Here is a 23,739-nt window from a genome sequence, read left to right on the forward strand (position 1 = left end):
GCCGAAGGCGCCCTTCCCGGGGGGAGGGGGGACCATCAGCGCCGCAGGCGCCGGGTTTGGGACCATGGGCGCCGCAGGCGTCGGGTGCCGTCAGGCGCCGCCTCTTCCCGCCCACTTGATCTCGTACGCCCCCAGCGTCACCGCCTTGCCGTCCACCGTGGCCGTCACCTCCCGGTCGGACGTGTTCACCATGACGACCTGCTGCTCCTGCGCCAGCACCTTCACCTTCGGGTCGGACGACGTCACCGCGCTGTCGAGCCGCGCCCCTGCCGGGAACCACCGGGTGAACCCGCTCAGCAGCCCCGCCATCGGCATCTCGTCCCCCCGCCCGGGCGCCCAGAGGCAGCCGTCGCACTGGCCCGTCCCCTTCACCTGCGGGTTCCAGTACAGGGCGGTGGTGACGCCGCTCCTGGCGAACTCCATCATCGCCGCCGCCTGCACGGCCGTGCGCCGCTCCTCGCTCCACCCGGAGTTCTCCGGCTCGACGTACCACTCGGCCCACCAGACGGGCAGGTCGTCGCTCTTCTCCCGCAGCCACTTCGTGATCGCGCCGAACTTGCCCAGCGCGCCGAAGTCGTCGGGAACGTTCCCCTTGTCGGTCGTCATCGAGGCGCCGTCCACGACGATGAAGTCGGCGCCCTTCTTGTGCTCGATCCAGTACTCGATGGCGTCGAGCGCCCGCTGGTCGACGGTCCCCCACGGGCCCTTCAGCTCGGACGGCCCGCCGCCCGAGCCGGTCTCGATCGGCATGTACGGCCCGCCCACCTTGATCTGCGGGTCGACCTTCTTCAACGCCGTGTAGACCTTGTTGTAGAGCTGGGTGTATCCCTCGGCGTCCCAGCGGTTGGTGGAGGGGTCCCAGAAGCCCTTGAACTCGTTCCACACCATGTAGTACTTGACGGTCGGGTACTGCCGGGCCACCCGCGCGGCCAGCTTGGCGTAGTCGTCGAAGTGCTCCGGTTTGGGGGCGACGGTGTGGTTCTTGCTCCAGTCGGTACGTCCGGGCTGCCCGCCCTTCATCCAGTCGGGCGCGCAGCACAGGGTGATCACCGGCACCGCCCGCGACGACGCCATGAACGTCAGCCGCCGGTCGAGGTCGCGGAAGCTGAACTGGCCGGGGCTCGGCTCGGGGTTGCCCACGCCCCAGCCCATGATGTGCTGGTTCTGCAGCATCGGCACCCGTCCGAGCATGCCCCTGGCCTGTTCGACGACCGGGCGCGGCTCGGTCTCGGTGCTGTACTGCGTGTGCGTGATGCCCCACCGGGGCCAGTCGTGGAGCACGGGCGGCTGTTCGAGCCGCGGCGGCGCCTGGGTGGGCCCGACCTCGGCCACCTCACCGCCCTTGAAGCCCTCGCGGGAGCTCGACCGCATGCCCGCGTAGACCATGATGCCGACGACGAGCACGACCGCGAGGACGCCGGCCCCCAGGGCGATCGGCCATGGCGACCGTTTGCGCGCGTGTCTGCCCTCGGTGGGAATCACGGAACGCTCCTTACCATCACGCAACGTACAAGGGCCAGGCAGTGCCCGGCCCTTATGACGGTAATCGTTCCGCTTGCAGCAGACTTGCTGTCAATCGGAAGCGGGTGGGCGCTGACCGCCCGCGGGCCCGGGAACCCCCGAGTAACGGTACGGCACCGGCTGCCTACCCGGCTGCACGATGAGCAGGGTGCCCGGCGTCTCGGCGTAGAAGGCGGACTCGACGGCGGCGGCGACGTCCTCGGCCGTGAGCAGCGGGAATCCGGCGTCGACGAACATCTCCCGCGCGGCGGCCACCAGCGGAGTGTCGGTGAATCCGGGGCAGACGGCGTTGATCCGGATGTTCTGCTGGGACAGCGGCTCGGCCAGCGCCCGGACCAGGCCGACGACGGCGTGCTTGGTCATGGTGTAGATCGGGTCGCCGGCGAAGGCCACCAGCCCGGCCAGCGAGGACGTGGCCACGATCGCGCCGCCGCCCGACCTGGCCAGCAGCGGCACGCTGGCGCGCACGCCGAAGACGACGCCGTCCACGTTCACGCCGACGACCGCGCGGTAGCGCTCCAGGTCGAAGTTCGCCAGGTCGACGCCCCCGGAGATGCCGGCGTTGAGGTGCACCAGGTCGAGGCGTCCGTACCGCTGCTCGGCGAGCGCGACGGCCTCCAGGGAGGCTTCCTCGGTGCTGACGTCGGCGGCCAGCCACGCGCCCTCGACCTCCTTGGCCACCCGCTCGACGCCCTCGCCGTCGCGGTCGACGAGGACGCACTTCGCGCCGCCCGACGACAGCCGCCGGGCCACCGCGGCGCCGATGCCGCTGGCCGCTCCGGTGATGAGTGCAACTGTGCTCATGGAACTCCTTGCGGGGTCAGGGCTGGTCGAGCATGCGATGGGCGCGGGAGATCAGCGTCGGCACGGCCGCGCCGATGCGGTCGAACCCCTCCCCCACGGTCTTACCCTGCTTGAAGCGGGCGTGGATGCCCTCCACGATCACCGCCAGCTTGAAGTTGCCGAAGGCCACGTAGAACCCGAGGTCCGAGATGTCGCGGCCGGAGACCTTCCCGTAATGGGCGGCGAACTCGGCGGCGTTCATGAACCCCGGCGCCACCGTCACGTCGCCCGACACGGGGATGCGGGCCCGCTCGTCGTCCCCGCGGTCGTGCCAGTACGTCAGCGTGAGCCCCAGGTCGGCCAGCGGGTCGCCGAGCGTGGACATCTCCCAGTCGACCACGGCCATGATCTCGATCTCGGCCGGCGGCGGCGCCAGGCGCACCAGCGTGTTGTCCAGCCGGTAGTCGCCGTGCACCAGGGTGCTGTCGGACGCGGCGGGCAGCCGCTCGCGCAGCCGCCGTACGAGGCTGTCGTAGTCGGGCAGGTCGGCGGTCTTCGACCGTTCCCACTGCTGGCACCACCGGTCGAGCTGCCGGGCCAGGTACCCCTCGGGACGGCCGAAGTCGCCGAGCCCCACCTCCCGGTAGTCCACGGCGTGGATGGCGGCCAGCACCTCGGCCAGCCGCTCCGACAGCCGCCGCGTCTGGGCCGGCGTCGGCCGCCCCAGCTCGTCCTTGGTCTGCACGGCGGCGCCGGGCACGTACCCCATGACATAGAACGGCGCCCCGACCACCTCCTCGTCGGCGCAGAAGGCGACGGGCTCGGGCACCGGGACGGGCGTCGGCGCCAGCGCGGAGATGACCCGCCACTCCCGCCGCATGTCGTGGGCGGTGGGCAGCACGTGACCCAGCGGCGGTCTGCGCAGCACCAGCCGGCGCTCGCGCGCCTCCACCAGGTAGGTCAGGTTCGACCTGCCTCCGGAGATCAGCGAGACGGACAGCGGCTCCCCGGCGTCCGGCACGTTCCTGCCCAGCCACGAGACCAGCCGCGGCCAGTCGATCCCTGGTACCGTCATGGACACACATTAGAACGCCACTCGGTCCTGAAAGCCAGCTGAGAGTTGCATAACAGTAGGCCCGGCACATCCCAGGCATGGGCGCCCATCCTTTAACCTGGCCCTACACCTCTGACCGCATGCTGGTCAGGTTGTGGTAAGCCGACAGTAGGAGCCCATGCGCGTCACCGTTGCCCACCCTCGCGATCTGGGACAGCCCGAGCTCAGCCGATGGCGCGCCCTGCAGGAGTCCGACGCCGCCTTCGACAACCCCTTCCTGTCCCCGGAGTTCACGGTCACCGTGGGCGAGCTCCGCGACCTGGTCCGAGTGGCCGTCCTGTACGACGGGCCGGACATCGTCGGCTTCTTCCCCTTCGAACGCCATCCGCTGGGCATCGGCAAGCCGGTCGCCGCGGGGCTGACCGACGCGCAGGGCCTGGTCCACGCCAAGGGCCTCGACCTCGACCCGCATCGGTTGATCAAGGACTGCGGGCTGTCGGTCTACGAGTTCGACCACCTGGTCTCCGGCCAGCCGCTGCTCGACGGGCGGTGCACCACGCACCCCTCGCCGATCATCGACCTGCGCGACGGGTGGGGCCCCTACACCGAGACGTTGCGCGTCCGGTCCGGCAAGACGTACAAGTCGACCCTGGCCAAGTCGCGCAAGCTGCAGCGCGAGTCGGGGCCGCTGCGCCACGACTACGCGATCGCCGAGACCGGGCCGCTGCACACGCTGCTCGGCTGGAAGACCGACCAGTACCGGCGTACCGGGCGCACCGACCGGTTCTCCCAGCGGTGGATCGTCGAGCTGGTCGAGCGGCTGCTCGCCACCCGGTCCGACAGCTTCGCCGGCGTCCTCGACATGGTCTACGTCGACGACGTGCCGGTGGCCGGGCACTTCGGGGTGCGCACCCGCACGACGCTGGCCGGCTGGTTCCCGGCCTACGACACCGCCTACGCCAAGTACTCCCCCGGGCTCATCCACCACCTGGCGATGGCCGAGGCGGCCGCCGCGTCGGGCGTCCAGGTGATCGACATGGGCCGGGGCGAGAAGGAGTACAAGGAGAAGCTCAAGAACGGCGAGCTGGAGGTGGCCGAGGGCCGTGTGGCCAGGGCAGGCGTGGCGGCGGGGGTCCACTGGATGATGCGGGTGCCGGTGCGCAAGACGCGCGCCACGGTGATGGCCAATCCGCTGCTGCTCAAGACCGCCGACAAAGCGTTGAAAACTTTTGGGCGATTGCGTACCGTCCTACAAGGGTGAGACTCATCGCGGAGCGCACCGGGCGGCACTGCCTGTGGCTCCCATCCAACCGCCTCGGCCTCTACCTCGCGCTGCGCCACTGGTGCCTGCCGGGTCAGCGGCTGCTCATGTCTCCGGTCTCGGCCGACGAGATCCTCTTCCTCGTGCTGGCGGCCGGTCTGCGCCCGGTGATCGCGCCGTTGTCCCCGCGTGACGGCAACATCGACGTCTCCCGCGTCGACCTGTCCACGGTGGACGCCGTCCTGACGACGAACCTGTACGGCCTGCCCGACCAGGTGTCGGCCTTCGCGGGAAAGATCCTGATCGAGGACGTGGCGCACGCTCTGGAGACCGCTCCGGGCGGGCGCCCGCTGGGCACGTTCGGCCAGGCGGGGGTCTTCAGCCTGTCCAAGCATCCGGGCGCGGGCTCGGGCGGCGTGCTCGCGGTGACCGACCGCGCCGACCTCGAAGCGCTCGAACGCGCCCGCGACGAGCTGCTCGTCCCCGGCGCGCTGCGCGCCGACCTGTTCAGCGTGGCCACCTCCATGGCCCGGCAGGCGGCGCTCAGGCTCGACCTCGTCCGCCCGGCGCTCGCGCTGATGCGCGCCCTCGGCATGCAGGAGGAGCGCGAGGGCTACCGCATCGCCCTGGAGCCCGACGCGCTGGAGCTGGCGCTCAAGCAGGTGCCCGCGCTGCCGCCGTTCGACCCGTGGGTACGCGCCGACCTGGCGGCCTACCGCGCCCGGCGGGGGCGGCTGGTCCGCTGGTACCAGTCCAGGCGCCTGGCCAAGGTGCCCGGCGAGCGGGCGCGGCGGCTGGCCGGGATCGCCCGGCTGGCCGAGTTGCCCACGGTGGCGCCCGCCGTGCTGGACAACCTGGACCAGCCGCTGTTCCGCGTCCCACTGCTGGTGCGCGACAGGGACGCGGCCGTCGCCGAGCTGGAGCGCCGCGGGGTGGCCACCGGCTACCTGTACGACCCGCCGTACGACGAGTACGCCCTCGGCTTCACCGACGCCTCGCCGGACCCGGGTCCCGCGCGCTGGTGGGCCCGGCACGTGCTGCCCGTGGACCCGCTGTACGCGGCCCGCTCGCTGCCCGTCCTGCGCGGTCTGGAGCCGCCTATGTGGGGTCCGCGCGAAGCAGTCTGAGGAACGCGCGCAGCCCGGTGATGATCTCCTGGTTGTCGTTGAGGCCGTCCACGGTCTCCTCGAAGCGGCGGGCCATCAGCGTGATCCGGCGGTCCAGGTCGTGGTCGGCCCGTTCCAGGCCGGCCCTGGTGGCCGCGAGCTCGCCGCCGAGCTCCTCGGCCTGCCGGGTGAGCCGTTCGGCGGCGGCGGACAGCGCCTCGACCTGGTCGCGCAGCGCGATCACGTCGAGGCGCGGGTAGCGGACCTCGCGTCCCAGCGTCCTGACCCGCTCGCGCAGGTGCCCGACGTAGGCCCCGGCCGGCCGGAACGCGGTGGCCAGCAGGTAGAACCCGGCGAAGTAGTAGCCGATCTGCCGCCCGGAGAAGAACGTGACCACCGCGACCACGACGGCCGAGACCACGTGCCCGGCGACCGCGAGGACGAGCATGCGGCGGGCGATCGTCCTGGCCTCCTCCGCACCGCGGGCCGGGACGTCGATGCCGGTCTCGCGGGAGACCTCGATGTCGCGCACCACCTGCCGGGCGGCGAACGACAGGTTCCACGGGAAGGTCAGCAGGACGGCCAGCCAGACCAGGCAGATCGCGCCCAGGCCCAGCGACAGGAGGGTGGACAGGGGCACGCCCGCGTACAGGACGAGCCACGCGGTAACCGCCGTGACGATCAGCGAGGCCGGCAGGAGCCAGGGTTTCATGCCCGCCACCCTGCCGACGGCGGCCCGGCGGGCGCCAGCGCTCAGATACTCAATCCGGTCTGAGCATCCCGGATCAGCCCGGCCAGCACCGCGCAGCCGCGCCGGACGTCCCTGAGCGAGGCCGAGCCGTAGCCGAGGACCAGGCCGTGCAGGCGGGCGCGGTCGTGGTGGTGGCGGTCGGCGGGGTCGAGCAGCACGCCGCGCTCCCTGGCCCGCTCCACGACCTCCTGGACGTCGCCCGCCGGCAGCTCGGCCAGCACGTGCAGCCCGGCGGTGTCGCCGCGCAGGCGGCAGACCGGGCCGAGGATCTCCACCACGGCGGCCCGGCGGCGGGCGTACTCCAGGCGCATCCTGCGCAGGTGGCGGTCGAGGTCGCCGCGTTCCAGGAGGGTGGCGACGGCCTGCTGGACCGGTCCGCTGGTGCGGTCGGAGACCGCGGCGCGGAGGGCGGCGATCCGGCTCACCAGGTCGGGCGTGCCGACCAGCCAGCCGACGCCGACGTCGGGGGCCAGGGTCTTGGACAGCGAGCCGAGCAGCACGACGCGGGTGGGGTCGAGGCCGTAGAGGGCGGGGAGAGGGGCGACGTCGTAGCGGAACTCGGCGTCGTAGTCGTCCTCGACGATCGTGGCGCCGGTGCTCCTGGCCCAGGACAGCAGGCGTTCCCGGCGCGGGATCGGCAGCCGCCCGCCCAGCGGGTACTGGTGGGCCGGGGTGGTGTAGAGGACGCGCAGGTCGCGGGGCAGGTCGTCGACGATCACGCCGTCCTCGTCCACCGGGCAGGGCACGACCTCGGCGCCCCTGGCCGCGAACACCGTGCGGGCCACGTGGTAGCCCGGGTCCTCGACGCCCGCCCGCCCGCCGCCGGCCAGCAGGGCCAGCGCGCACAGGTCGAGCCCGTTGCCGGTGCCCCTGGTGACCAGGACGTTCTCGGGGCCGACGGCCATGCCCCTGGCCCTACGCAGGTGGTCGGCGAGCAGCTCGCGCAGGCGCGGCAGGCCGTGCAGGTCGGGCGAGTCGCCGGGCGGCAGCTCGCCGGCGCTGCGCCAGGCCCGCTTCCAGGCGGCCCGGTCGTAGTCGCGCACCCAGGGGTCCCCGGGACGCAGGTCGATCCACTCGCCCTCGGGACGGCGGGCGGGCGGCGCCGGTTCGTACGGGCTCTCGCGCGGCGGGACGTGCGACTCCATGGCCGCCACGAACGTGCCGGACCCGTGGCGCCCCTCCAGCCAGCCCTCGGCGTAGAGCTGCTGGTACGCCTCGGTGACGACCGTCCGGCTCACCTTGAGCTGGTCGGCCAGCGCCCGCGTGGACGGCAGCCGCTCGCCCGGCGCGAGCGCGCCGCCCATCATGGCGTGCCGCAGCCAGCCGGCGAGCTGGGTGGTCAGCGGGACGGCCGAGTCGCGGGACAGGGATACCGGCAGGTCAATGTGGGTGCGCACGAAAGTGGTCTCTAGGAAGGGTCGGTTAGTGGCCCTACAGGATAGGTCCACTTCGCGATTAGCGTCGAATCATGCTCTCCTCCACCCCGCGCACGGCTCTCGGCCGAGAGAAGCACCGCGGCAGCACCGACCGGAACGATCTCTACGAGGTGCTCGACAGCGGGCTCGTCTGCCATCTCGGCGTGGTGGCCGACGGCCATCCCATGGTCGTGCCCACCGGCTACGGACGGATCGGCGACACCCTCTACCTGCACGGCTCCACCGGCGCGCGCTCGCTGCGGGCCGGCGACGGCACCGAGGTGTGCGTCACCGTCACCCACCTGGACGGCATCGTGCTGGCCCGCTCGGTCTTCAACCACTCCCTCAACTACCGTTCGGCGATCGTCTACGGCCGCGCCCGGCTGGTGAGCGACCCCGACGAGCGGCTGGCGGCCCTGCGGGCGCTCACCGAGCAGCTCGCCCCCGGCCAGTGGGACTACGTCCGCCCGCCCACGCGCAAGGAGCTGGCCGCCACCGCCGTGCTGGCCCTGTCGCTGGCCGAGGCGTCGGTCAAGATCCGCAGCGGGGCGCCGGAGGACGAGGAGGAGGACTACGCGCTGCCGGTCTGGGCCGGGGTGCATCCGCTGGTCACGACCTGGGGCGAACCGCAACCGGATCCGGCACTTCCAGAAGGTATCGATATACCGGTTCACATCCTCCGTCGGGAGTAGTTCCATGAATCCGGAACCACCTGGCAAACCCGACTCCTTGATCACGCGTCTCATCAGGTGGGCCGGCTCCTGATGGGAGAGGGCGATGGAGTGGAGTGCTCCCGGTTACACGGAGATCAGACAGCTCGGCGCGGGCGCGAGCGGGCGCGTCGTGCTGGGCGTGCACGACGAGACGGGCGTGAAGGTCGCGATCAAGTACCTCTCCGAGGCGCTGTTGCGCGACCCCGCCGCCCTGTCCCGCTTCCAGGCCGAGGCGCGGGTGCTGACCTCGCTGCGCGACCCGAACATCGCCACGATGTGGGAGTACATCCAGGAGCCGAACGGCGCCTGCATCGTGATGGAGCTGGTCAACGGCGTCTCGCTGCGCGCCCTGCTGCGTGAGAACGGCACGACCGAGCCGGAGGCGGCGCTGGTCGTGCTGAAGGGCTCGCTGCTGGGCCTGGCCAGGGCCCACGCGTCCGGGGTCGTGCACAAGGACTACAAGCCCGAGAACGTGCTCGTCCGCGACGACGGGATGAGCAAGCTCGTGGACTTCGGCGTCGCGGTGCCACAAGGCACGGCCACGCATCCGGAGGGGACGCCGCCGTACATGGCGCCGGAGTTGTGGGCCGGCCGGCCCGCCTCGCCGGCGACCGACGTGTACGCGGCCACCGCGGTCTTCTTCGAGTGCCTGACCGGGCACCGGCCGTACCGGTCGACCGAGCCCAGCGTGCTCGGCTACCAGCACGTGCACGCGCCGGTGCCCTTCCACGACGCGCCCGAGGCGGTCCAGGGGCTCGTCCGGCGCGGCCTGGCCAAGGAGCCGCGGGACCGGCCGCCGAGCGCCCTGGCCTTCGTCGAGGAGCTGGAGGCCACGGCGCGGGCGGCGTACGGCGAGGACTGGGAGGAGCGGGGCAGACGGCGCCTGGCCGCGCTGGTCGCCCTGCTCGCGCTGCTCCTGCCGGCCCCGCCGCAGCCCGCCCCCGAGGTCACCACGTCCCTGGCCAGGACGGTCTTCCGCGGCCTGCGGTCCAACGCGGTGCGGGTGGGCATGGGCACCGCCCTGGTGGCGGTGGTGACGGTGGCGGTGGTGGTCGCGCTCGCCGCCCGGCGGCAGCCTGCCGAGCAGCCGGTCGGCGCGGCCGTCGCGGTGCCGCCGGCCACGACCGAGGCGGTGACCGCGCCGCCGAGCACGGCCGAGGCGGTGCTCGCGCCGCCGACCACCCCCGAGGCGACGCCGCGCACCTCGCACGAGGGGCCGCCGTCGCCGGCGTCCCCGCCCGAGCTGCTGCCGCCGCCGACGACCTCCAGGCCGCCCGTCACCACCCGGGCGCCGCGCACGCCGACGGCCGGCCCCACGAGGAAGCCGACCAGGACCGCCACGCCGACGCCCAAACCGACGCCCACCCGGGCCCCGACGCCGTCCCCCACACCGACCCCCAAACCGACGCCCACCCCGACGCCCGTCGCGACCGTTCTCGGGGTGAGCGTGGGTGACGTCACGGTCGGCGGTGACGGCGTCGCGCGCGCCTCCGTCACCGTCCGGACCGCCGGGGGCGCTCCCGTCAACGCCACCGGGACGTGGACCGCGCCGGGCGGCGAGGGCCACGTCCAGCGCCTGCGGCTGAGCGGCGCGACGTCCTACACCCGCGCCTTCACCTGGGACCTCGGCGAACGGCCGTGCGACGGGACCGTCACGCTGACCGTCGTCACCTCCCCCGCCGCGCCGGGCGGCGCCCGGTCCTCCTCGGTGCCGGTGCCGGCCTGCCAGACGCGGGTGAACGGGCTGTTCGTCTCGCTGGCGATGCCCGACGCTCCGGGGCTGACCGCGCGCGCCCGGGTGGGCGTGACCGCCGACGGCACCGGCGAGCTCCCGGTCGAGGCCGCGTTCGCGGTGGACGGCGAGACCGTCGGCACCCGTACGGCGAGCCTGTCCGGCCGGACCTCCTACTCCCGCGTCTTCACCCACACCTTCCGCGCGCGCCCGTGCGGTTCCACCCTGTCGGTACGGGTCCGCGCCGGCGACCGCGTCCGGACCGCCCGGGTCGAGGTCACCTGCCCGCCCGCCGTGCGACGGGTCTCGATCGTCAGGGCCGGGCCGGGCGAGGGCGGCCTGGCGGCGACCGTCTCGGTGGTCACCGCCGACGACCGGCCGGTGACGCTGGAGGTGGGGTTCCTGCTCGGCGGCGAGCCGGCCGGCTCGGAGCGGCTCACGCTGTCCGGCGGCACCACGTACACCAGGACGGTGAGCCGGGCGCTCAGGACCGTCCCGTGCGGCACCACCTGGACCGTCACGGCGAGCACGACGCCGGAGGCGGCCGGCGGCCCGGACCAGGCGAGCGGAAAAACCCCAGAATGCCCCAGAGAGACACCCAAGCCAGAAGAAACCCCAAAACCACAGGAAACGCCCAAACCACAGGAATCCCCACAATCCGATAAGCCCGGCACGGTGGACTAACCTCGCAAATTCGGCCATATCGGCATATCGGTGGCGGGAAAGCCCTTCCCTCTGGTTAAGCTACGCAGCGTTTGATGCGGGTGGGGGCCCGAATGACTCCAGAGGAGACCGTTTATGTACGGCGATGGGCAGTGGGGGGTCCCCGGCTACACCGAAGTCCGGGAACTGGGCAGCGGTGCCGCCGGCCGGGTGGTCCTGGCCACGCGTGACCACGACGGCGTGGAAGTCGCCATCAAATATCTGAACGACGAGCTCAGGGCCGACATGGGCTTCGTGGCCAGGTTCCGGCACGAGGCCCGGCTGCTCGGCACCCTGCAGAGCTCGCACCACGCGCGCCTGATCGACTATGTCGAGTCGGGGCAGGGCGCGGCGATCGTCATGGAGCTGGTCAACGGCGTCTCGCTGCGCGAGATCCTGCGCTCCGAGGGGCCGACCGGGGCCGAGGCGGCGCTGGTCGTGCTCAAGGGCTCACTCCAGGGGCTGGCCGCCGCGCACGCGATCGGCGTCGTCCACCGCGACTTCAAGCCCGAGAACGTGATGGTCCAGGGCGACGGGGTCAGCAAGCTGGTGGACTTCGGCATCGCGGTCCGGGCCGGCGAGGGGGCCAGCGCCGCGGGCACGCCGCCGTACATGGCGCCAGAGCAGTGGGCGGGCGGGGCCGCCGGGCCGGCGACCGACGTCTACGCCGCCACCGTCGTGTTCTTCGAGTGCCTGACCGGCACCCGGCCCTTCCGGGCGCCCAACATCGCCGCGCTCGCCCGCCAGCACCAGAGCGCGCCGCCGCCCGTCGAGGAAGTGCCCACGGCGCTCCAGAGCCTGGTCGAACGCGGCCTGGCCAAGCAGCCGGGCGAACGGCCGCCGTCCGCCGAGGCGTTCCTGACCGAGCTGGAGGCCATCGCGGCCGAGGCGTACGGAGCCGACTGGGAGGAGCGCGGACGCCGCCGCCTGGCCGCGCTCGCCGGCCTGCTGATCCTGCTGTTCCCGAGCCCCCTGCACGATGCCGCCGAGACGCGGACCGCGCTCACCGAGACCCGTTTCCCCGACCCCGCCCGCCTGCTGAGCAAGCTCTCGGCCAAGATCGCGATCGGCGCGGTCGCCGTGGGCGTGGTGGTGGCCGTGGGCGTGATCCTGGTCAACTCCTCCTCCGACGAGCCGGTGCTGCGGGCCCAGACGAGCGAGGTCACGCCCAGCGCGACCGACCCGGTGATCGACGAGGAGCCCACGGAGGAGGAGCCGACCGCGACGCCCGAGGAGACCACCCCGGAGCCGGACCCGACGCCGACCTCCGCGGACCCGGCCGTCTCGACCCCGCCGCCCGTCCTGCCGACGGCGACGGCGGCGGCCTCGCCGTCCAGGACGCCCAAGCCGACCCCGACGCGGAAGCCGACCAGGCGGCCGGTCAGGACGCCGAAGCCGACCCCGACCGACTCCCCCGAGCCGGACATCACCGGCAAGAACAGCACGACCAGCGACGGCAGCAAGCCCACCTCGGCCACTCCCACGCCCACCCAGACCTCCGCCCCGCCCACCAGGACGCCCCCGACCAGGACGCCCCCGAGCAGCCCGCCGCCTTCGGAGACGGAGGAACCCAGCCCGACCGGGACGCCGAGCGGCGGCGACGGCGAGGGCGGCGGCACCGAGACGCCCACCCTGGACCAGGTGGGCAAGGCGCAGGCCGGACTCCTCGCGCTCGGCCTGATGACGTCCGGCGCGGTTCCGGTCACACTTGCGGTGAAACGTCGCATGACAGGACGCCACAGAAAGCAGCGCTAGACGCGCCGGGGGGCAAGGGGGATGGACAACCACAGGAACGGTATCGCCGGATTCCGGCTGACCGAGCACACGTGGATGACCGAGCTCGGCAACTGGATCGACGCCATCTCGCCGGACGGCCGCAGGGCCGGGGCGCTGCTGTTCGACCCGCGGGTCATCGGCCTGCCCGGCGTCCGGGAGCGCGTGGTGAACACGGTCATGACCGACCAGCATCTCGTGCTGGGCGGCATGGGCGGGCTGATCCCGGTGGCCGACGTGGTCGCGGCGGGCGACCAGGTGTGGCTGCTCACCGCGCAGGCGGTCAGCCCCACGCTGGCCGACCTGCTCGCCGGCGCGCCCGTCGATCCGGCGGGGGCGGCGTCGGTGCTGACGGAGACCGCGCAGACGCTGCTCGCGCTGCACGCCGCCGGGGTCACGCACGGCTCGGTGCATCCGGGCACGGTGGTGATCACCGCCGAGGGGGCCGCGCTGCTGTCGGAGCGCGGCCTGTCCGACGCGATCCGCGGCCAGGTCTCGCCGCGCGAGCGGGACGCGGCGGGCTGGGCGTCGCTGGCCCGCGGGCTGGCCGCGTCCTTCACGCAGACCGCGCCGCGGGCCGCCGGCCTGTTCGAACGGGCCGCCGGCACGGCCACCACACTCGGCCTCGAACCGGCCCGCGCCATGCTGAGCCAGGAACGCGCGGCGCTGCCCGGCGGCCTGATCAGCCGGGACGCGCTGGCGCGGGCGGCGCGCGGCAGATCGGCGTTCGCGCAGCCGCCGTCGTTCGCCGCGCAGCCGCCGCCGGCGCCCCAGGACGAGGGCGACATCGTCACGCTGCTGCACGTGCCGGCGTCGGGGTCGCCGCCGCGCCTGCAGTTCGGCCCTGGGGTGGGCGGCCCGGGAGCCGGTGCCGGCACCGTGCGGCAGCCCGGGACGACGGCCGAACGCATCTGGCGCGAGGGACGCGACGGCGCCGCGACCGTCCACCAGCCGGAGAAGCGGTCCCAAGGCCGGGTGGCCAAGGTGTCACGGCGACGGCGGCGGCGCACGATCCTGTCCACGGCGCTCTTCGCGGTCGTCATGGCGGGCGCGATCGTGGCCTGGTTCAGGCTGACGGACGCCCCCGAGCTGGCGGTGCGGTCCATCGACGTGGTGGCGCCGAAGAAGACGCTGGGCTGCGGCGGCGCGATCGTCCTGACCGGGACGGTGGTCACCAACGGCGGCGTGGGCGAGATCCGCTACGAGTGGCGCAAGAACCTGGACAAGGAGGTCGTCAAGGGCAGCCTGCGCACGAGCGCCGACAAGACGTCCTACTCGGTGCCGCTGCGCTGGACGTTGTCGGGCAAGAGCAACGTCAAGGCCACGGCCACGCTGAAGGTGCTCTCGCCGGGCCCGGCGCGTACCGACAAGGCGAGCTTCACCTACAAGTGCTGACCTTCCCTGAATGCGCAACAAAGCGGTTCTTACTAATCTGACGGGCATGACCACGCAGACCCCCGCGGGCTGGTACCCCGACCCGTACGGAGAGCCGCAGCTCCGCTGGTGGGACGGCAACCAATGGACGGACGCCACCCACGCGCAGGAGCGGCAGCCTCAGCCGCAGCAGCCGTCCTCCGGGCCGCAGCCGGGCCCGGGGCCGCAGTCCCAGTCGTCCCCCGACTGGTCGGCCACCCCGGCGAACCCCACGCTCCAGTACGGCCGGCCCTCCTCCGGCCAGCCGCCCTACGGACAGCCCGCCGACCAGCAGCCCGCGCAGGGTCAGCCCCCCTACGGCGGTCAGCCCGCCCAGGGCCTGCCCGCCTACGGGCAGCCCACCCACCAGCAGTCCGCCTTCGGCCAGCAGCCCACGCAGCAGCCCACCCAGTGGGCCGGCGGTCCGCTGCCCGGCCCCGGCCAGGCGCCGCCGCCCAAGCAGGGCAACCCGCTGCCGTGGGTGTTCGGCGGCCTGGCCGCGCTGGTGGTGGTCGCGCTGATCGTGGTCGCCGGGATCTTCTTCCTCAACCGGGGCAGCAGTACCCCGGTCGCCTCGCCCACCACCGAGGAGCCGCAGCCGTTCCCGACGGCCGAACCGCCCTCCGCCGGGCCGCCGACCGAGCTGCCCCCGCAGGGCGGCGAGCTGCCGCAGCCGCAGGACGGTCGCATCACCGACCCGCGGAGCGGCCTGTCCTACCAGGCGCCCGACGGCTGGAAGGTGCCCGCGTACGGCGACGTCAACGGCGCCGACCCCTCCCAGCAGATGTGGACGAGCGGCGTGCAGGCCAGCTCGCAGGAGAACTACGAGGGCGACAAGGACTGGATCGGCAACGCCTACGCCGGCCCGCTGGCCGCGCTCATCCCCTACACCGGCGCCTCGGCGCTGGAGGACACCGCCAAGGCGCTGTTCATGCAGTTCAGCACCCAGTTCTACGAGCCGCAGCACACGACCAAGCTGATCGAGAACAAGGCCACGAAGATCGGCGACCATGACGCGTGGGTCATGCAGTTCCAGCTCGACTTCACCGCCGTCGCGGAGAAGAACGGCTACAAGTGGAAGAAGGAGAACGCCGCGATCGTGCTCATGGACCGCGGGGCCGGGCAGCGTCCGACGTTGTTGTACATCTCCGTTCCCGACAATCTGGGCACAGACGTGGTGGCGAAGGTTCTCGGCTCGCTCAAGCCCGCGTAAGCGGGGGCACTAGGCTGGTGGGGTAACAAGCGGGCGGATTGCTCCGAGCCGCTGGGCGAGGAGATCGAATGAGTGACGTGCTGGTCTGGATCGACTGCGAGATGACCGGGCTCGACCTGGGGCGCGACGCGCTGGTCGAGGTGGCCTGTGTCATCACCGACAGCGAGCTCAATCAGCTCGACGAAGGCGTCGACGTGGTCATCAAGCCGCCGCCGGAGTCGCTGGAGCAGATGTCGCAGGTCGTGCGCGAGATGCACACCGCCTCGGGCCTGCTGCCCGAGCTGCCGGGCGGCGTCACGCTGGCCGAGGCGGAGTCGCTCGTGCTCGACTACATCCGGCGGCACGTGCCGGAGCCGAAGAAGGCGCCGCTGTGCGGCAACTCGATCGGCACCGACCGCACGTTCATCGCCAGGGACATGCCCGGGGTCGACGCCTGGCTGCACTACCGCATGGTCGACGTGTCGTCGATCAAGGAGCTGGTGCGCCGCTGGTACCCGCGGGTCTACTTCGCGGCCCCCGAGAAGCAGGGCGGCCACCGCGCTCTCGCCGACATCAAGGAGAGCATCAGGGAGCTGCGCTACTACCGCGCGGCGATCTTCGTGGCGCAGCCCGGCCCCGACTCGGCGACCGCCCGGCAACTCGCCGAGCGGGTCAGCGGCTAATTGGATGGCGTAAAGACTCCCGAACCCCGCTACACTTTTCCTGTGCCGTCACGGAGCGGGCGGCCATGGTGGGTGTAGCTCAGTTGGCAGAGCGCCAGGTTGTGGTCCTGGATGTCGAGGGTTCAAGTCCCTTCACTCACCCCAAGCACACAGCCGGTCCCTCGGGACCGGCTGTTGTCGTTTTCTCCCGCCAACGCCCCCAAATCAGGACAATGCGAGTTATGCTCGCTGTCTACCGCTAACGCCGGAAGCACGGGGGCCATCGGCGATCAGACCGTCTGCGCGCCCCCGGAGGCCGGATGAGAGTCGACGACGCAGCGTTCGACAGTGTGATCACCTCCTTGAGCAAACGCGAGGCCGAGGTCATGGACCTGATCGCCTCGGGCCGGTCCAACGGCCAGATCGCCCAATGCCTGTTCCTCAGCGAGAAGACCGTGAAGAACCACGTCAACCGGATCTACGCCAAGCTCGGCGTCGACTCCCGGGTCACGGCCATCGGACTGTGGTTGTCGCTCAGGAAGGACGGCTCCTGACCCGGCGGGGGTTCAGGCGGTCGTGATCCGGCGACCGGTCAGGCGGGTGGGCCTGATCTTCAGGTAGTGCTGGCGCCGCCCGCCGGCCCACGGCTCGACGCCCGTGCTCGCCGCCTCGGCCTGCTCGTCCTCGGTCGTGACGTGGTGCAGCGAGCCGTGGACGAGCACGCTCCAGCCGCCCCGCGTCAGCTCCTCTATGCGATCGACCTCGAACGCGACCTCGTACTCGACGTCCTCCACACCCGTGCTCAGGTCCTCGTCGGTGCTGCCGCCCGCCGCGGTGCGGAACACGATCGCCCCCTCCGACATCCGGAAGTTCACCGGCAGCACGGTCAGGCCGTAGCGGCCCTCGAAGGCGATCCGGCCCACTCCCCCGGGCCGCAGCAGGCGCAGGCACTCCTCCTCCGCCAGCGGCACCAGCGTGGGGTGCGCCGAGGCCGGCCCCGCGCCGGCGGGCTCGGTCACCTCCCCGAGCAGGCCCTCCACGGTGGTCTCCAGCGCCTCGGCCAGGCGGGCCAGGGCCTCGCGCACCGAGATGCCGGACTGGTCCTCCAGATAGGCGACGTAGCCGACCGCCACGCCGGACCTCTCGGCCAGCTCCTGCCGGCTCAGGTTCAGCGATTCGCGACGTTCGGCTATCCGGCGGCCCAGGCGTTCCATCGTGGTCACTTGCTCAGACATACCGGTGCCCTACCCCGGATCTCCCCACCTCCCGGTGGTGTCTGTGGCTGAAATGGTTTAACCGATGCTCTGGGTGCCATATGGACCATGGAACGCAATCCGGGAAGGGACGTGGTCATGGTGCGGAGAGCGCGCGTCGTCGTCGTGGGGGCGGGCTTCGCCGGCCTGGCCGCGACGCGGGAACTGGCCAAGGGCGGCGCCCTGGTCACGCTCGTGGACCGGAACCCCTACTCGACCTTCCAGCCCCTGCTCTACCAGGTGGCCACGGCGGGGATGGGCACGTCCGACGTCTCCTACCCGATCCGTACGTTCGCCGCGAAGTGGCCGAACGTCCGCGCCCACCGGGCCGCGCTGAGCAAGGTGCACCCGGCCGACCGGCGGGTGGAGTTCGCGGACGGCTCCACCCTCGACTACGACTACCTGGTGATCGCCACCGGCGTCACCACCAACTGGGTCCACGTGACCGGCGCCGAGGAGAACGCGCTGCCGATCTACTCGCTGCGCGACGCGGCCGACCTGCGGCGGCATCTCCAGCACTGCCTGGAGGACACCGCGGCGGGCCGGCGCGAGAGCGCCCACGTCGTGGTGGTGGGCGGCGGCGCGACCGGCGTGGAGACCGCGGGCACGCTGGCCGAGCTGCGCCGCCGTACGGTGCCGCTGACGCATCCCGAGATCCGGCCCGACCAGACGAGCGTCACCCTGGTCGAGCGGTTCGACTACGTGCTGGCGCCGTACAAGCCGCGGCTGCGGGACGCGGCGGCCGAGGCGCTGCGCAGGAGAGGCGTCCGGATGCGCCTGGGAGCCACGGTGGCGGGCGTGCAGCCGGACGCCGTCATCCTGGAGGACGGGACGCGCCTGCCGAGCGACGTGACCGTCTGGGCCCTCGGCGTCACCGCGCCCAAGGAGGTGACCGACTGGGGGCTGCCGCAGGGCAAGGGCGGCCGGATCACGCTCACCGACGCGCTCAGCGTGCCCGGCCATCCGGAGATCTTCGTGGCCGGCGACCTGGCCGGACAGCCGGACCCGCTGCCCCAGCTCGCCCAGCCGGCCATCCAGATGGGCAAGCACGTGGGCAGGCAGATCCTGGCCGCGGCGCACGGGCGGCCGATCAGCCGCTTCTCCTACCGCGACCCCGGGATCATGGCCACGGTCGGCAAGGCCGAGGCGGTGCTCCAGCTGCGCAACGGGCTGACCATGCGCGGCCTGCCCGCCTGGCTGGCCTGGATCTTCGTGCACGTGGCGTACCTGCTGGGCGGGCGCAACCGGGTCAGCGTGCTGCTGAACTTCTTCTGGCGCTACGGCGGGCCGCGCCGCAGCGCCACCAGCATCGCCTCCACCGAGTGAGTGCCGAGCGAGCGGCGCTCAGAGCGCGGCCGACAGCGCGCCGAGGCCGTGTTCGAGGTCGGCCTCGGGGATGTTCAGCGCCGGGCGCAGGCGGACGGACCGGGGCCCGCAGGGCAGCGCCAGCACGCCGTGCTCCTCCCTGAGCCGGGTCACGTAGCCGTCCCTGGCGGCCTGGTCGGGCAGGTCGAAGGCGCACATCAGGCCCCTGCCGCGCACGCCCGAGACCGTGTCGGGGTGCTCGGCCTCCAGCTTGGTGAGCCGTTCGAGCAGGACGCCGCCGAGCGTGCCGGCCCGCGCGATCAGGCCGTCGCGCTCGATGATCTCCAGCAGGCCGCGGCTGCGGACCATGTCCACCAGGCCGCCGCCCCACGTGGAGTTGATCCGGCCGCTGAGCTGGAAGACGTTGTCGGCCACCAGATCGACCCTGCGACCGGCCATGATCCCGCCGACCTGCACCTTCTTGGCGAAGGCCACCACGTCGGGGGCCAGGCCGAGCTGCTGGTAGGCCCAGGGCGTGCCGGTGGTGCCGCCGCCGGTCTGGACCTCGTCCAGGACGAACAGGGCGTCGTGCTCGTGGCACAGGGCCTGCATGGCGCGCAGGAACTCGCCGCGCATGTGGTTGTCGCCGCCCTCGCCCTGGATCGGCTCGGCGATGAAGCAGGCGATGTCGTGCGGGTGACGCTCGAAGGCCGCCCTGGCCTGGGCCAGCGCGCGTTCCTCGGCGGCCTCGACGTCGCCGAGGTGGATGGCCGGCACGTCGATGCGCGGCCAGTCGAACTTGGGGAAGCGGTCGGTCTTGCCCGGCTCGGTGTTGGTCAGGCTCAGCGTGTAGCCGCTGCGGCCGTGGAAGGCGCGGGTCAGGTGCATGACCTTGGTGCCGAGGTCGCGGGGGCGGCCGGCGGCCTCGTTGCGCCGGCTCTTCCAGTCGAAGGCGGTCTTGAGCGCGTTCTCCACGGCCAGGGCGCCGCCCTCGACGAAGAACAGGTGGGGCAGCTCGGGGTCGCCGAGCACGCGGACGAACGTGTCGACGAAGTCGGCCAGGTGCTCGGTGTAGATGTCGGGGTTGGCGGGCTTGTTCCGGGCGACCTGGCCGAGCAGGGCGGCGAAGTCGGGGTCGAAGGGCGGGTTCACACCGAGCGGGGCGGACGCGAAGAAGGTGTAGAAGTCCAGGTAGCGGCGGCCGTTGCGGGCGTCCACCAACCAGGAGCCACGGCTGAGTTCGAGATCGAGGACGAGACGGTAGCCATCGACGAGCAGGTGACGGGCAAGGCGGGTGTGTACGTCCATGCCTTCTCCAATGTCGTGAGACAGGCCGGAGGTTCCATACAGGGAACCCGGTCGTATCCGTAAAATTTACGGTATTCCTGCCCCGCGAGTGAACTTCTTCAAACGAAGTGACAGCACAATCATCGCGATTCCATACAGGATCGCGAAAATGCCGATCAGCCAGACGAGGCTCAGCATTCCGGCGCCGGGCCAGATGATGAGCAGCACACCGAAGATCACCGACAGGATGCCGGCGATGATGAACATCCACTCGTTCTCGATGGACTTGCGCAGCCGCACGCCCGCCACGATCTCGGAGATACCGGAGACGATGGCCCAGAAGGCGATGAGGTAGAGCAGCGCGAGCGAGGTGATCCCGGGCCAGGCGAAGGCCATGATGCCGGCCACGATGCCGACGATGCCGGAGAAGATCAGCCAGGCCCGCGACCGGGCGCCGTGCCGGAAGGCGGCGAAGAGCTCGAAGACGCCGGAGACGATGGCGTACGCACCGAAGAAGATCACCAGCACCAGCAGAGTGATCCCCGGCCAGATCAACGCCAGCACACCGAAGATGATCGCGGCGATGCCACGGACGAGCAGCAGCCACCACGAACGCGAAAGTTCCTGCATACTGGTCTGCTTTCCGTGATTCGTGCGAAAAGAGACCAGTGCCGGGTCAAATGTCGACCTACATGTGGGAATAGACCACGATCGACACCGCGATGTACTGCACCAGGTACGCGGCGATCGTGCAGGCGTGGAAGACCTCGTGGAAGCCGAACCAGCGCGGCGACGGATCGGGACGGCGCAGCCCGTAGACGATCGCGCCCGCCGAGTAGAACACCCCGCCCACGGCCACCAGCACGACGGCGGCCACCCCGGCCCCTTCGAGCAGCTGCGGCATCACGAAGATCGCCGTCCAGCCCAGCGCCAGGTACAGGACGGTGTAGAGCCAGCGCGGCGCGTTCATCCAGCACACCCGGAACAGCACCCCGGCCAGCGCGCCGCCCCACACCACCGAGAGCACGGCGACCCTGGCCGCGCCGTCGAGGGCGAGCAGCCCGAACGGCGTGTACGTGCCCGCGATGATCAGGTAGATGTTGGCGTGGTCGAACCTGCGCAGCACCTCGGCCAGGCGCGGCCCCAGCGTGCCCCGGTGGTAGGTCGCCGAGATGCCGAACAGCAGCCCCGAGGTGATCGCGTAGACGCCGGCCGCCAGCCGGGCCTGCAGGGTCGGGCCGAGCGCAACGAGCACGAACCCGGCCACCAGCGTCACCGGCAGCGCCCCGGTGTGCAACCAGCCACGCAGCCTCGGCTTCACGGTGATGGTCGTCATGTAACCTACGGTACCGTAGGTTACGGATTGAGCTGAAGTGCCAAAGGTCACAAGCCTGTCCAGCGGGTCGAGCCGTCACAGGCCGTTCAGGAAGCGCACGGCGATCGGCACCGCGGCCGAGCGCCCCGATCCGCCGTTCCTGACGAACACGCAGAAGGCCAGGTCGCCCCGGTAGCCGATGAACCAGCCGTGCGACGTCTGGTCCTGCACCTCGGCGGTGCCCGTCTTGCCCGCCACGCCCTCCGGCAGGCCCGCCTGGCTCGCCGTCCCGTGGTCCACGACGGCGGCCATCATCTCCCGCAACGCCCCGACCACCCCCTCGTCCAGCTTGACGTCGGGGAACGGCTCGCCGTCCACGCGGCGCACGTCGTCCTCCGACAGCAGGCGGGGCGAGCGCCACGTTCCGCTCTGCACGGCGGCGGCCACGGTGGCCATGCACAGCGGGGTGGCCACCACCGTGCCCTGGCCGATGACGTCCAGGGAGAACATGTCCGTGTCGTCGCTCTGTTGCATCGTGCCGCACCGGCCGCCCACGCCGGTCGCCATCGGCCGGTCGAACCCCCAGCGGGCGGCGGTCCTGCGCAGGTCCTCCATGGACAGCCGGCTGGTGGCCTGCTCGACGAACGTGGTGTTGCAGGAGTAGGCGTAGGCGTCGGCGAAGGTCACGGTCCCCCGGTCCACGTCGCCGTCGTTGCTGATCGCCGCCGCGAAGTCCGGCGCGTACGAGGCCGGGCAGCCCATCTCGTCGCCCGTGGCGACCCCCTTCTCCAGCAGCGCGGCGGCGACGATCGTCTTGAACGTGGAGCCGGGCGGGAAGGCGTCGCGCACCGCGCTGAAGTTGTCCTCCAGCCGGTCGGCCAGGGCCAGGATCTCGCCCGTGCTCGGCCTGAGCACCACGATCGAGGAGTTCGCCACGCCGTCCAGGGCCCGCGCGGCGGCGGCCTGGACCGGCTGCGACAGGGTGGTGCGCTCGACGTTCGCCTTCGGCAGGCGGGTCAGCAGCGTCTTGTCGGGCCGTCCCGGCATCCGCGACACCAGCTCCAGCCCGTGGTTGGCCTTGGCGAACTCGGGCTTGAGCGGATTGAGGTAGGCGTCGGCGTAGCTGTCGTTGGGGATCTTGGCGCCCTCGCTGGTCACCAGCTCGGCCGCCGGGGCCTCGACCTCCTCCACCTCCAGCGTGCCGCCGTCCTTGAGCAGCGGGTGCAGCGTCTCGGGCGTCCACAGCACCCGCCAGGCCCGGTCGCGCACGCCCAGCCGCAGCGTGCTGTCGAACGGCCACGACCCGAGGTCCGTCAGCTCCCGCACGCCCGTGAAGCGCACCTCGGCCGACTCCTCCCCCGTGCCGCGCACCGGCCCCGGCGTGAGCCGGATCGACTCGACGTGCAGGTTCTGCGACAGCTCGCGGTGCCGGTCGAAGAAGTCGGCCGGCGGCCGGTCGACCAGCAGGGCCATGCCCGCGACGTCCCCCTTCCGCCAGGCGTCGAAGTAGGCGGCGGCGGTCTTGGCGGCGCTGCCCTTGACCTGCCCGGCGGCCAGAACGGCGAAGGAGCCCGCCCCCAATACCGCGACAACCGCGATGACGAGCACAATCAGCCTCTTGCGTCGCATACGGTTCTCCCAGGGAGGGATCAGCGTGGCACGTGGACAGCGGGAACCGATGCCTGGCCTTTATCCGGTGACGTTCGGCGAGGTCGAGCTTCTCCGGGACCTGGACAGGCAGGACGGCTGGGTGCTGTCCAAGGATGGCGTACCTCAGTCGTACGTTGACCTACAAGACCCGACATTTCTGGATTTCGAGTACGTCCGGCTCATGGCCGACGTCATCGACCTCCTGCAGGAGGGGCCGCTGAGCTGCGTCCACGTCGGGGGCGGCGCGTGCACGATCCCGCGTTACGTCTCGGCCACCCGCCCCGGCTCCCGGCACATCGTGATCGAGCCCGACGGCCTGCTGGTCAACCTGGTCCGCGAGCAGCTCGACCTGCGCTCGGTCCCCCGGCTGAAGGTCATCGTGGCCGGCGGCCGCGAGGGCACGGCCAAGGTGTGGGACGACTCGGCCGACCTGGTCGTGCTCGACGCGTTCACCGGCGCCACGATGCCGGTGGAGCTGGCCACCGCGGAGTACATGGGCGACCTGGCCCGCGTGCTGCGCCCCGACGGCACGCTGCTGATCAACATGGCCGACGGCAAGGGCCTGGCGTTCGCCAAGCGGCTGCTGGCCACGGTGTGCGACGCGTTCCGGCACGTGGCGCTGCTGGCCGAGCCGGGGATCATGCGGGGCCGCCGGTTCGGCAACCTGATCGTCGCGGCCTCACGCACCGAGCTGCCGCTCGACCTGCTGTCCCGGCGCGCGGCCGGCGGCCTCACCCAGGCGCGCTGCGTGCACGGGGAGACGCTGAAGAACTTCATCGGCGGCGCCCACCCCATCAAGGACGGCGACGCCGTGCTCGCCCCGGTCCCGCCCCCGGCCGTCTTCGGCTGAG

Annotated in this window: 21 protein-coding genes and 1 tRNA gene; 12 read left to right on the forward strand and 10 right to left on the reverse strand. The window is 72.0% G+C overall.

What is annotated here, in order from left to right; all coding sequences use genetic code 11:
- Positions 1-90: 90 nt before the first annotated feature.
- The 3 genes from AB0C33_RS16070 to AB0C33_RS16080 all read right to left on the reverse strand — a co-directional run bounded on the left by AB0C33_RS16070 (position 91) and on the right by AB0C33_RS16080 (position 3,379).
- Positions 91-1,482: a xylan 1,4-beta-xylosidase gene (locus AB0C33_RS16070; RefSeq protein WP_358288031.1), complete on the reverse strand. Its 1,392-nt coding sequence runs from the start codon at positions 1,480-1,482 to the stop codon at positions 91-93.
- A gap of 90 nt (positions 1,483-1,572) precedes the next feature.
- Positions 1,573-2,325 carry an SDR family NAD(P)-dependent oxidoreductase gene (locus AB0C33_RS16075; protein WP_358288033.1) on the reverse strand — a complete coding sequence of 251 codons (753 nt, stop codon included), beginning with the start codon at positions 2,323-2,325 and terminating at the stop codon, positions 1,573-1,575.
- A 16-nt stretch (positions 2,326-2,341) separates the two neighbouring features.
- Positions 2,342-3,379, reverse strand: coding sequence for a phosphotransferase family protein (locus AB0C33_RS16080; RefSeq protein ID WP_358288035.1), 1,038 nt, complete (start codon positions 3,377-3,379; stop codon positions 2,342-2,344).
- A 157-nt stretch (positions 3,380-3,536) separates the two neighbouring features.
- On the opposite strand from AB0C33_RS16080, the gene AB0C33_RS16085 reads away from it, so the two are divergent.
- Positions 3,537-4,619, forward strand: a complete 1,083-nt coding sequence (locus AB0C33_RS16085) for a GNAT family N-acetyltransferase (protein ID WP_358288037.1) — start codon at positions 3,537-3,539, stop codon at positions 4,617-4,619.
- On the forward strand, positions 4,616-5,746 hold the full coding sequence (locus AB0C33_RS16090; RefSeq protein ID WP_358288041.1) for a DegT/DnrJ/EryC1/StrS family aminotransferase: 1,131 nt from the start codon (positions 4,616-4,618) through the stop codon (positions 5,744-5,746). The genes AB0C33_RS16085 and AB0C33_RS16090 overlap by 4 nt, the downstream gene beginning before the upstream one ends.
- Here the strand turns inward: AB0C33_RS16090 and AB0C33_RS16095 are convergent.
- Together AB0C33_RS16095 and AB0C33_RS16100 are read right to left on the reverse strand one after the other, a co-directional pair.
- A complete protein-coding gene (locus AB0C33_RS16095; RefSeq protein ID WP_358288044.1) occupies positions 5,718-6,437 on the reverse strand; it encodes a hypothetical protein in 720 nt (239 codons plus the stop codon). The genes AB0C33_RS16090 and AB0C33_RS16095 overlap by 29 nt on opposite strands.
- Before the next feature lie 41 nt (positions 6,438-6,478).
- Entirely contained in the window at positions 6,479-7,873 is a 1,395-nt protein-coding gene (locus AB0C33_RS16100) for a PLP-dependent aminotransferase family protein (protein ID WP_358288047.1), read from the reverse strand.
- A 71-nt stretch (positions 7,874-7,944) separates the two neighbouring features.
- Between AB0C33_RS16100 and AB0C33_RS16105 the strand changes: the two genes are divergently transcribed.
- The 8 genes from AB0C33_RS16105 (at position 7,945) to AB0C33_RS16140 (ending at position 16,632) form a co-directional block, all read left to right on the forward strand.
- Positions 7,945-8,583, forward strand: coding sequence for a pyridoxamine 5'-phosphate oxidase family protein (locus AB0C33_RS16105; protein ID WP_358288049.1), 639 nt, complete (start codon positions 7,945-7,947; stop codon positions 8,581-8,583).
- 85 nt (positions 8,584-8,668) lie between these two features.
- Entirely contained in the window at positions 8,669-11,020 is a 2,352-nt protein-coding gene (locus AB0C33_RS16110; RefSeq protein WP_358288052.1) for a protein kinase, read from the forward strand.
- 114 nt (positions 11,021-11,134) lie between these two features.
- Positions 11,135-12,793 (forward strand): protein kinase, encoded by a 1,659-nt coding sequence (locus AB0C33_RS16115; protein WP_358288055.1) that lies wholly within the window; start codon positions 11,135-11,137, stop codon positions 12,791-12,793.
- Positions 12,794-12,814: 21 nt separating this feature from the next.
- Positions 12,815-14,206, forward strand: a complete 1,392-nt coding sequence (locus tag AB0C33_RS16120) for a hypothetical protein (protein WP_358288058.1) — start codon at positions 12,815-12,817, stop codon at positions 14,204-14,206.
- A gap of 46 nt (positions 14,207-14,252) precedes the next feature.
- The gene (locus tag AB0C33_RS16125; RefSeq protein WP_358288061.1) at positions 14,253-15,437 is read left to right on the forward strand and encodes a DUF2510 domain-containing protein; all 1,185 of its coding nucleotides are present in this window, start codon (positions 14,253-14,255) and stop codon (positions 15,435-15,437) included.
- Positions 15,438-15,505: 68 nt separating this feature from the next.
- The gene (gene orn / locus AB0C33_RS16130; RefSeq protein WP_357978410.1) at positions 15,506-16,099 is read left to right on the forward strand and encodes an oligoribonuclease; all 594 of its coding nucleotides are present in this window, start codon (positions 15,506-15,508) and stop codon (positions 16,097-16,099) included.
- A gap of 68 nt (positions 16,100-16,167) precedes the next feature.
- Positions 16,168-16,243 (forward strand) — tRNA-His (locus tag AB0C33_RS16135).
- A 197-nt stretch (positions 16,244-16,440) separates the two neighbouring features.
- Positions 16,441-16,632 carry a LuxR C-terminal-related transcriptional regulator gene (locus AB0C33_RS16140; protein WP_358288064.1) on the forward strand — a complete coding sequence of 64 codons (192 nt, stop codon included), beginning with the start codon at positions 16,441-16,443 and terminating at the stop codon, positions 16,630-16,632.
- Positions 16,633-16,644: 12 nt separating this feature from the next.
- Here the strand turns inward: AB0C33_RS16140 and AB0C33_RS16145 are convergent, their stop codons facing one another.
- The gene (locus AB0C33_RS16145) at positions 16,645-17,313 is read right to left on the reverse strand and encodes a pyridoxamine 5'-phosphate oxidase family protein (protein WP_358288067.1); all 669 of its coding nucleotides are present in this window, start codon (positions 17,311-17,313) and stop codon (positions 16,645-16,647) included.
- 87 nt (positions 17,314-17,400) lie between these two features.
- Between AB0C33_RS16145 and AB0C33_RS16150 the strand changes: the two genes are divergently transcribed.
- Positions 17,401-18,657 carry an NAD(P)/FAD-dependent oxidoreductase gene (locus AB0C33_RS16150; protein WP_358288070.1) on the forward strand — a complete coding sequence of 419 codons (1,257 nt, stop codon included), beginning with the start codon at positions 17,401-17,403 and terminating at the stop codon, positions 18,655-18,657.
- An 18-nt stretch (positions 18,658-18,675) separates the two neighbouring features.
- On the opposite strand, the gene lat is transcribed toward AB0C33_RS16150, so the two are convergent.
- From lat to AB0C33_RS16170, 4 genes are all read right to left on the reverse strand, one after another.
- On the reverse strand, positions 18,676-19,944 hold the full coding sequence (gene lat, locus AB0C33_RS16155; RefSeq protein WP_358288073.1) for an L-lysine 6-transaminase: 1,269 nt from the start codon (positions 19,942-19,944) through the stop codon (positions 18,676-18,678).
- A 66-nt stretch (positions 19,945-20,010) separates the two neighbouring features.
- Positions 20,011-20,553, reverse strand: coding sequence for an HdeD family acid-resistance protein (locus tag AB0C33_RS16160; RefSeq protein ID WP_358288076.1), 543 nt, complete (start codon positions 20,551-20,553; stop codon positions 20,011-20,013).
- A 58-nt stretch (positions 20,554-20,611) separates the two neighbouring features.
- Positions 20,612-21,259, reverse strand: a complete 648-nt coding sequence (locus tag AB0C33_RS16165; RefSeq protein ID WP_352325192.1) for a hemolysin III family protein — start codon at positions 21,257-21,259, stop codon at positions 20,612-20,614.
- Between the two features lie 75 nt (positions 21,260-21,334).
- Entirely contained in the window at positions 21,335-22,867 is a 1,533-nt protein-coding gene (locus tag AB0C33_RS16170) for a penicillin-binding transpeptidase domain-containing protein (protein ID WP_358288080.1), read from the reverse strand.
- A 67-nt stretch (positions 22,868-22,934) separates the two neighbouring features.
- Here AB0C33_RS16170 and AB0C33_RS16175 point away from each other — a divergent pair, with 67 nt between their 5' ends.
- On the forward strand, positions 22,935-23,738 hold the full coding sequence (locus AB0C33_RS16175) for a fused MFS/spermidine synthase (protein WP_358288083.1): 804 nt from the start codon (positions 22,935-22,937) through the stop codon (positions 23,736-23,738).
- Position 23,739: the final 1 nt, after the last annotated feature.

It is taken from the genome of Nonomuraea sp. NPDC048881 (genome assembly GCF_040649795.1).
In the GTDB taxonomy this organism is placed as follows: Bacteria; Actinomycetota; Actinomycetes; order Streptosporangiales; family Streptosporangiaceae; genus Nonomuraea.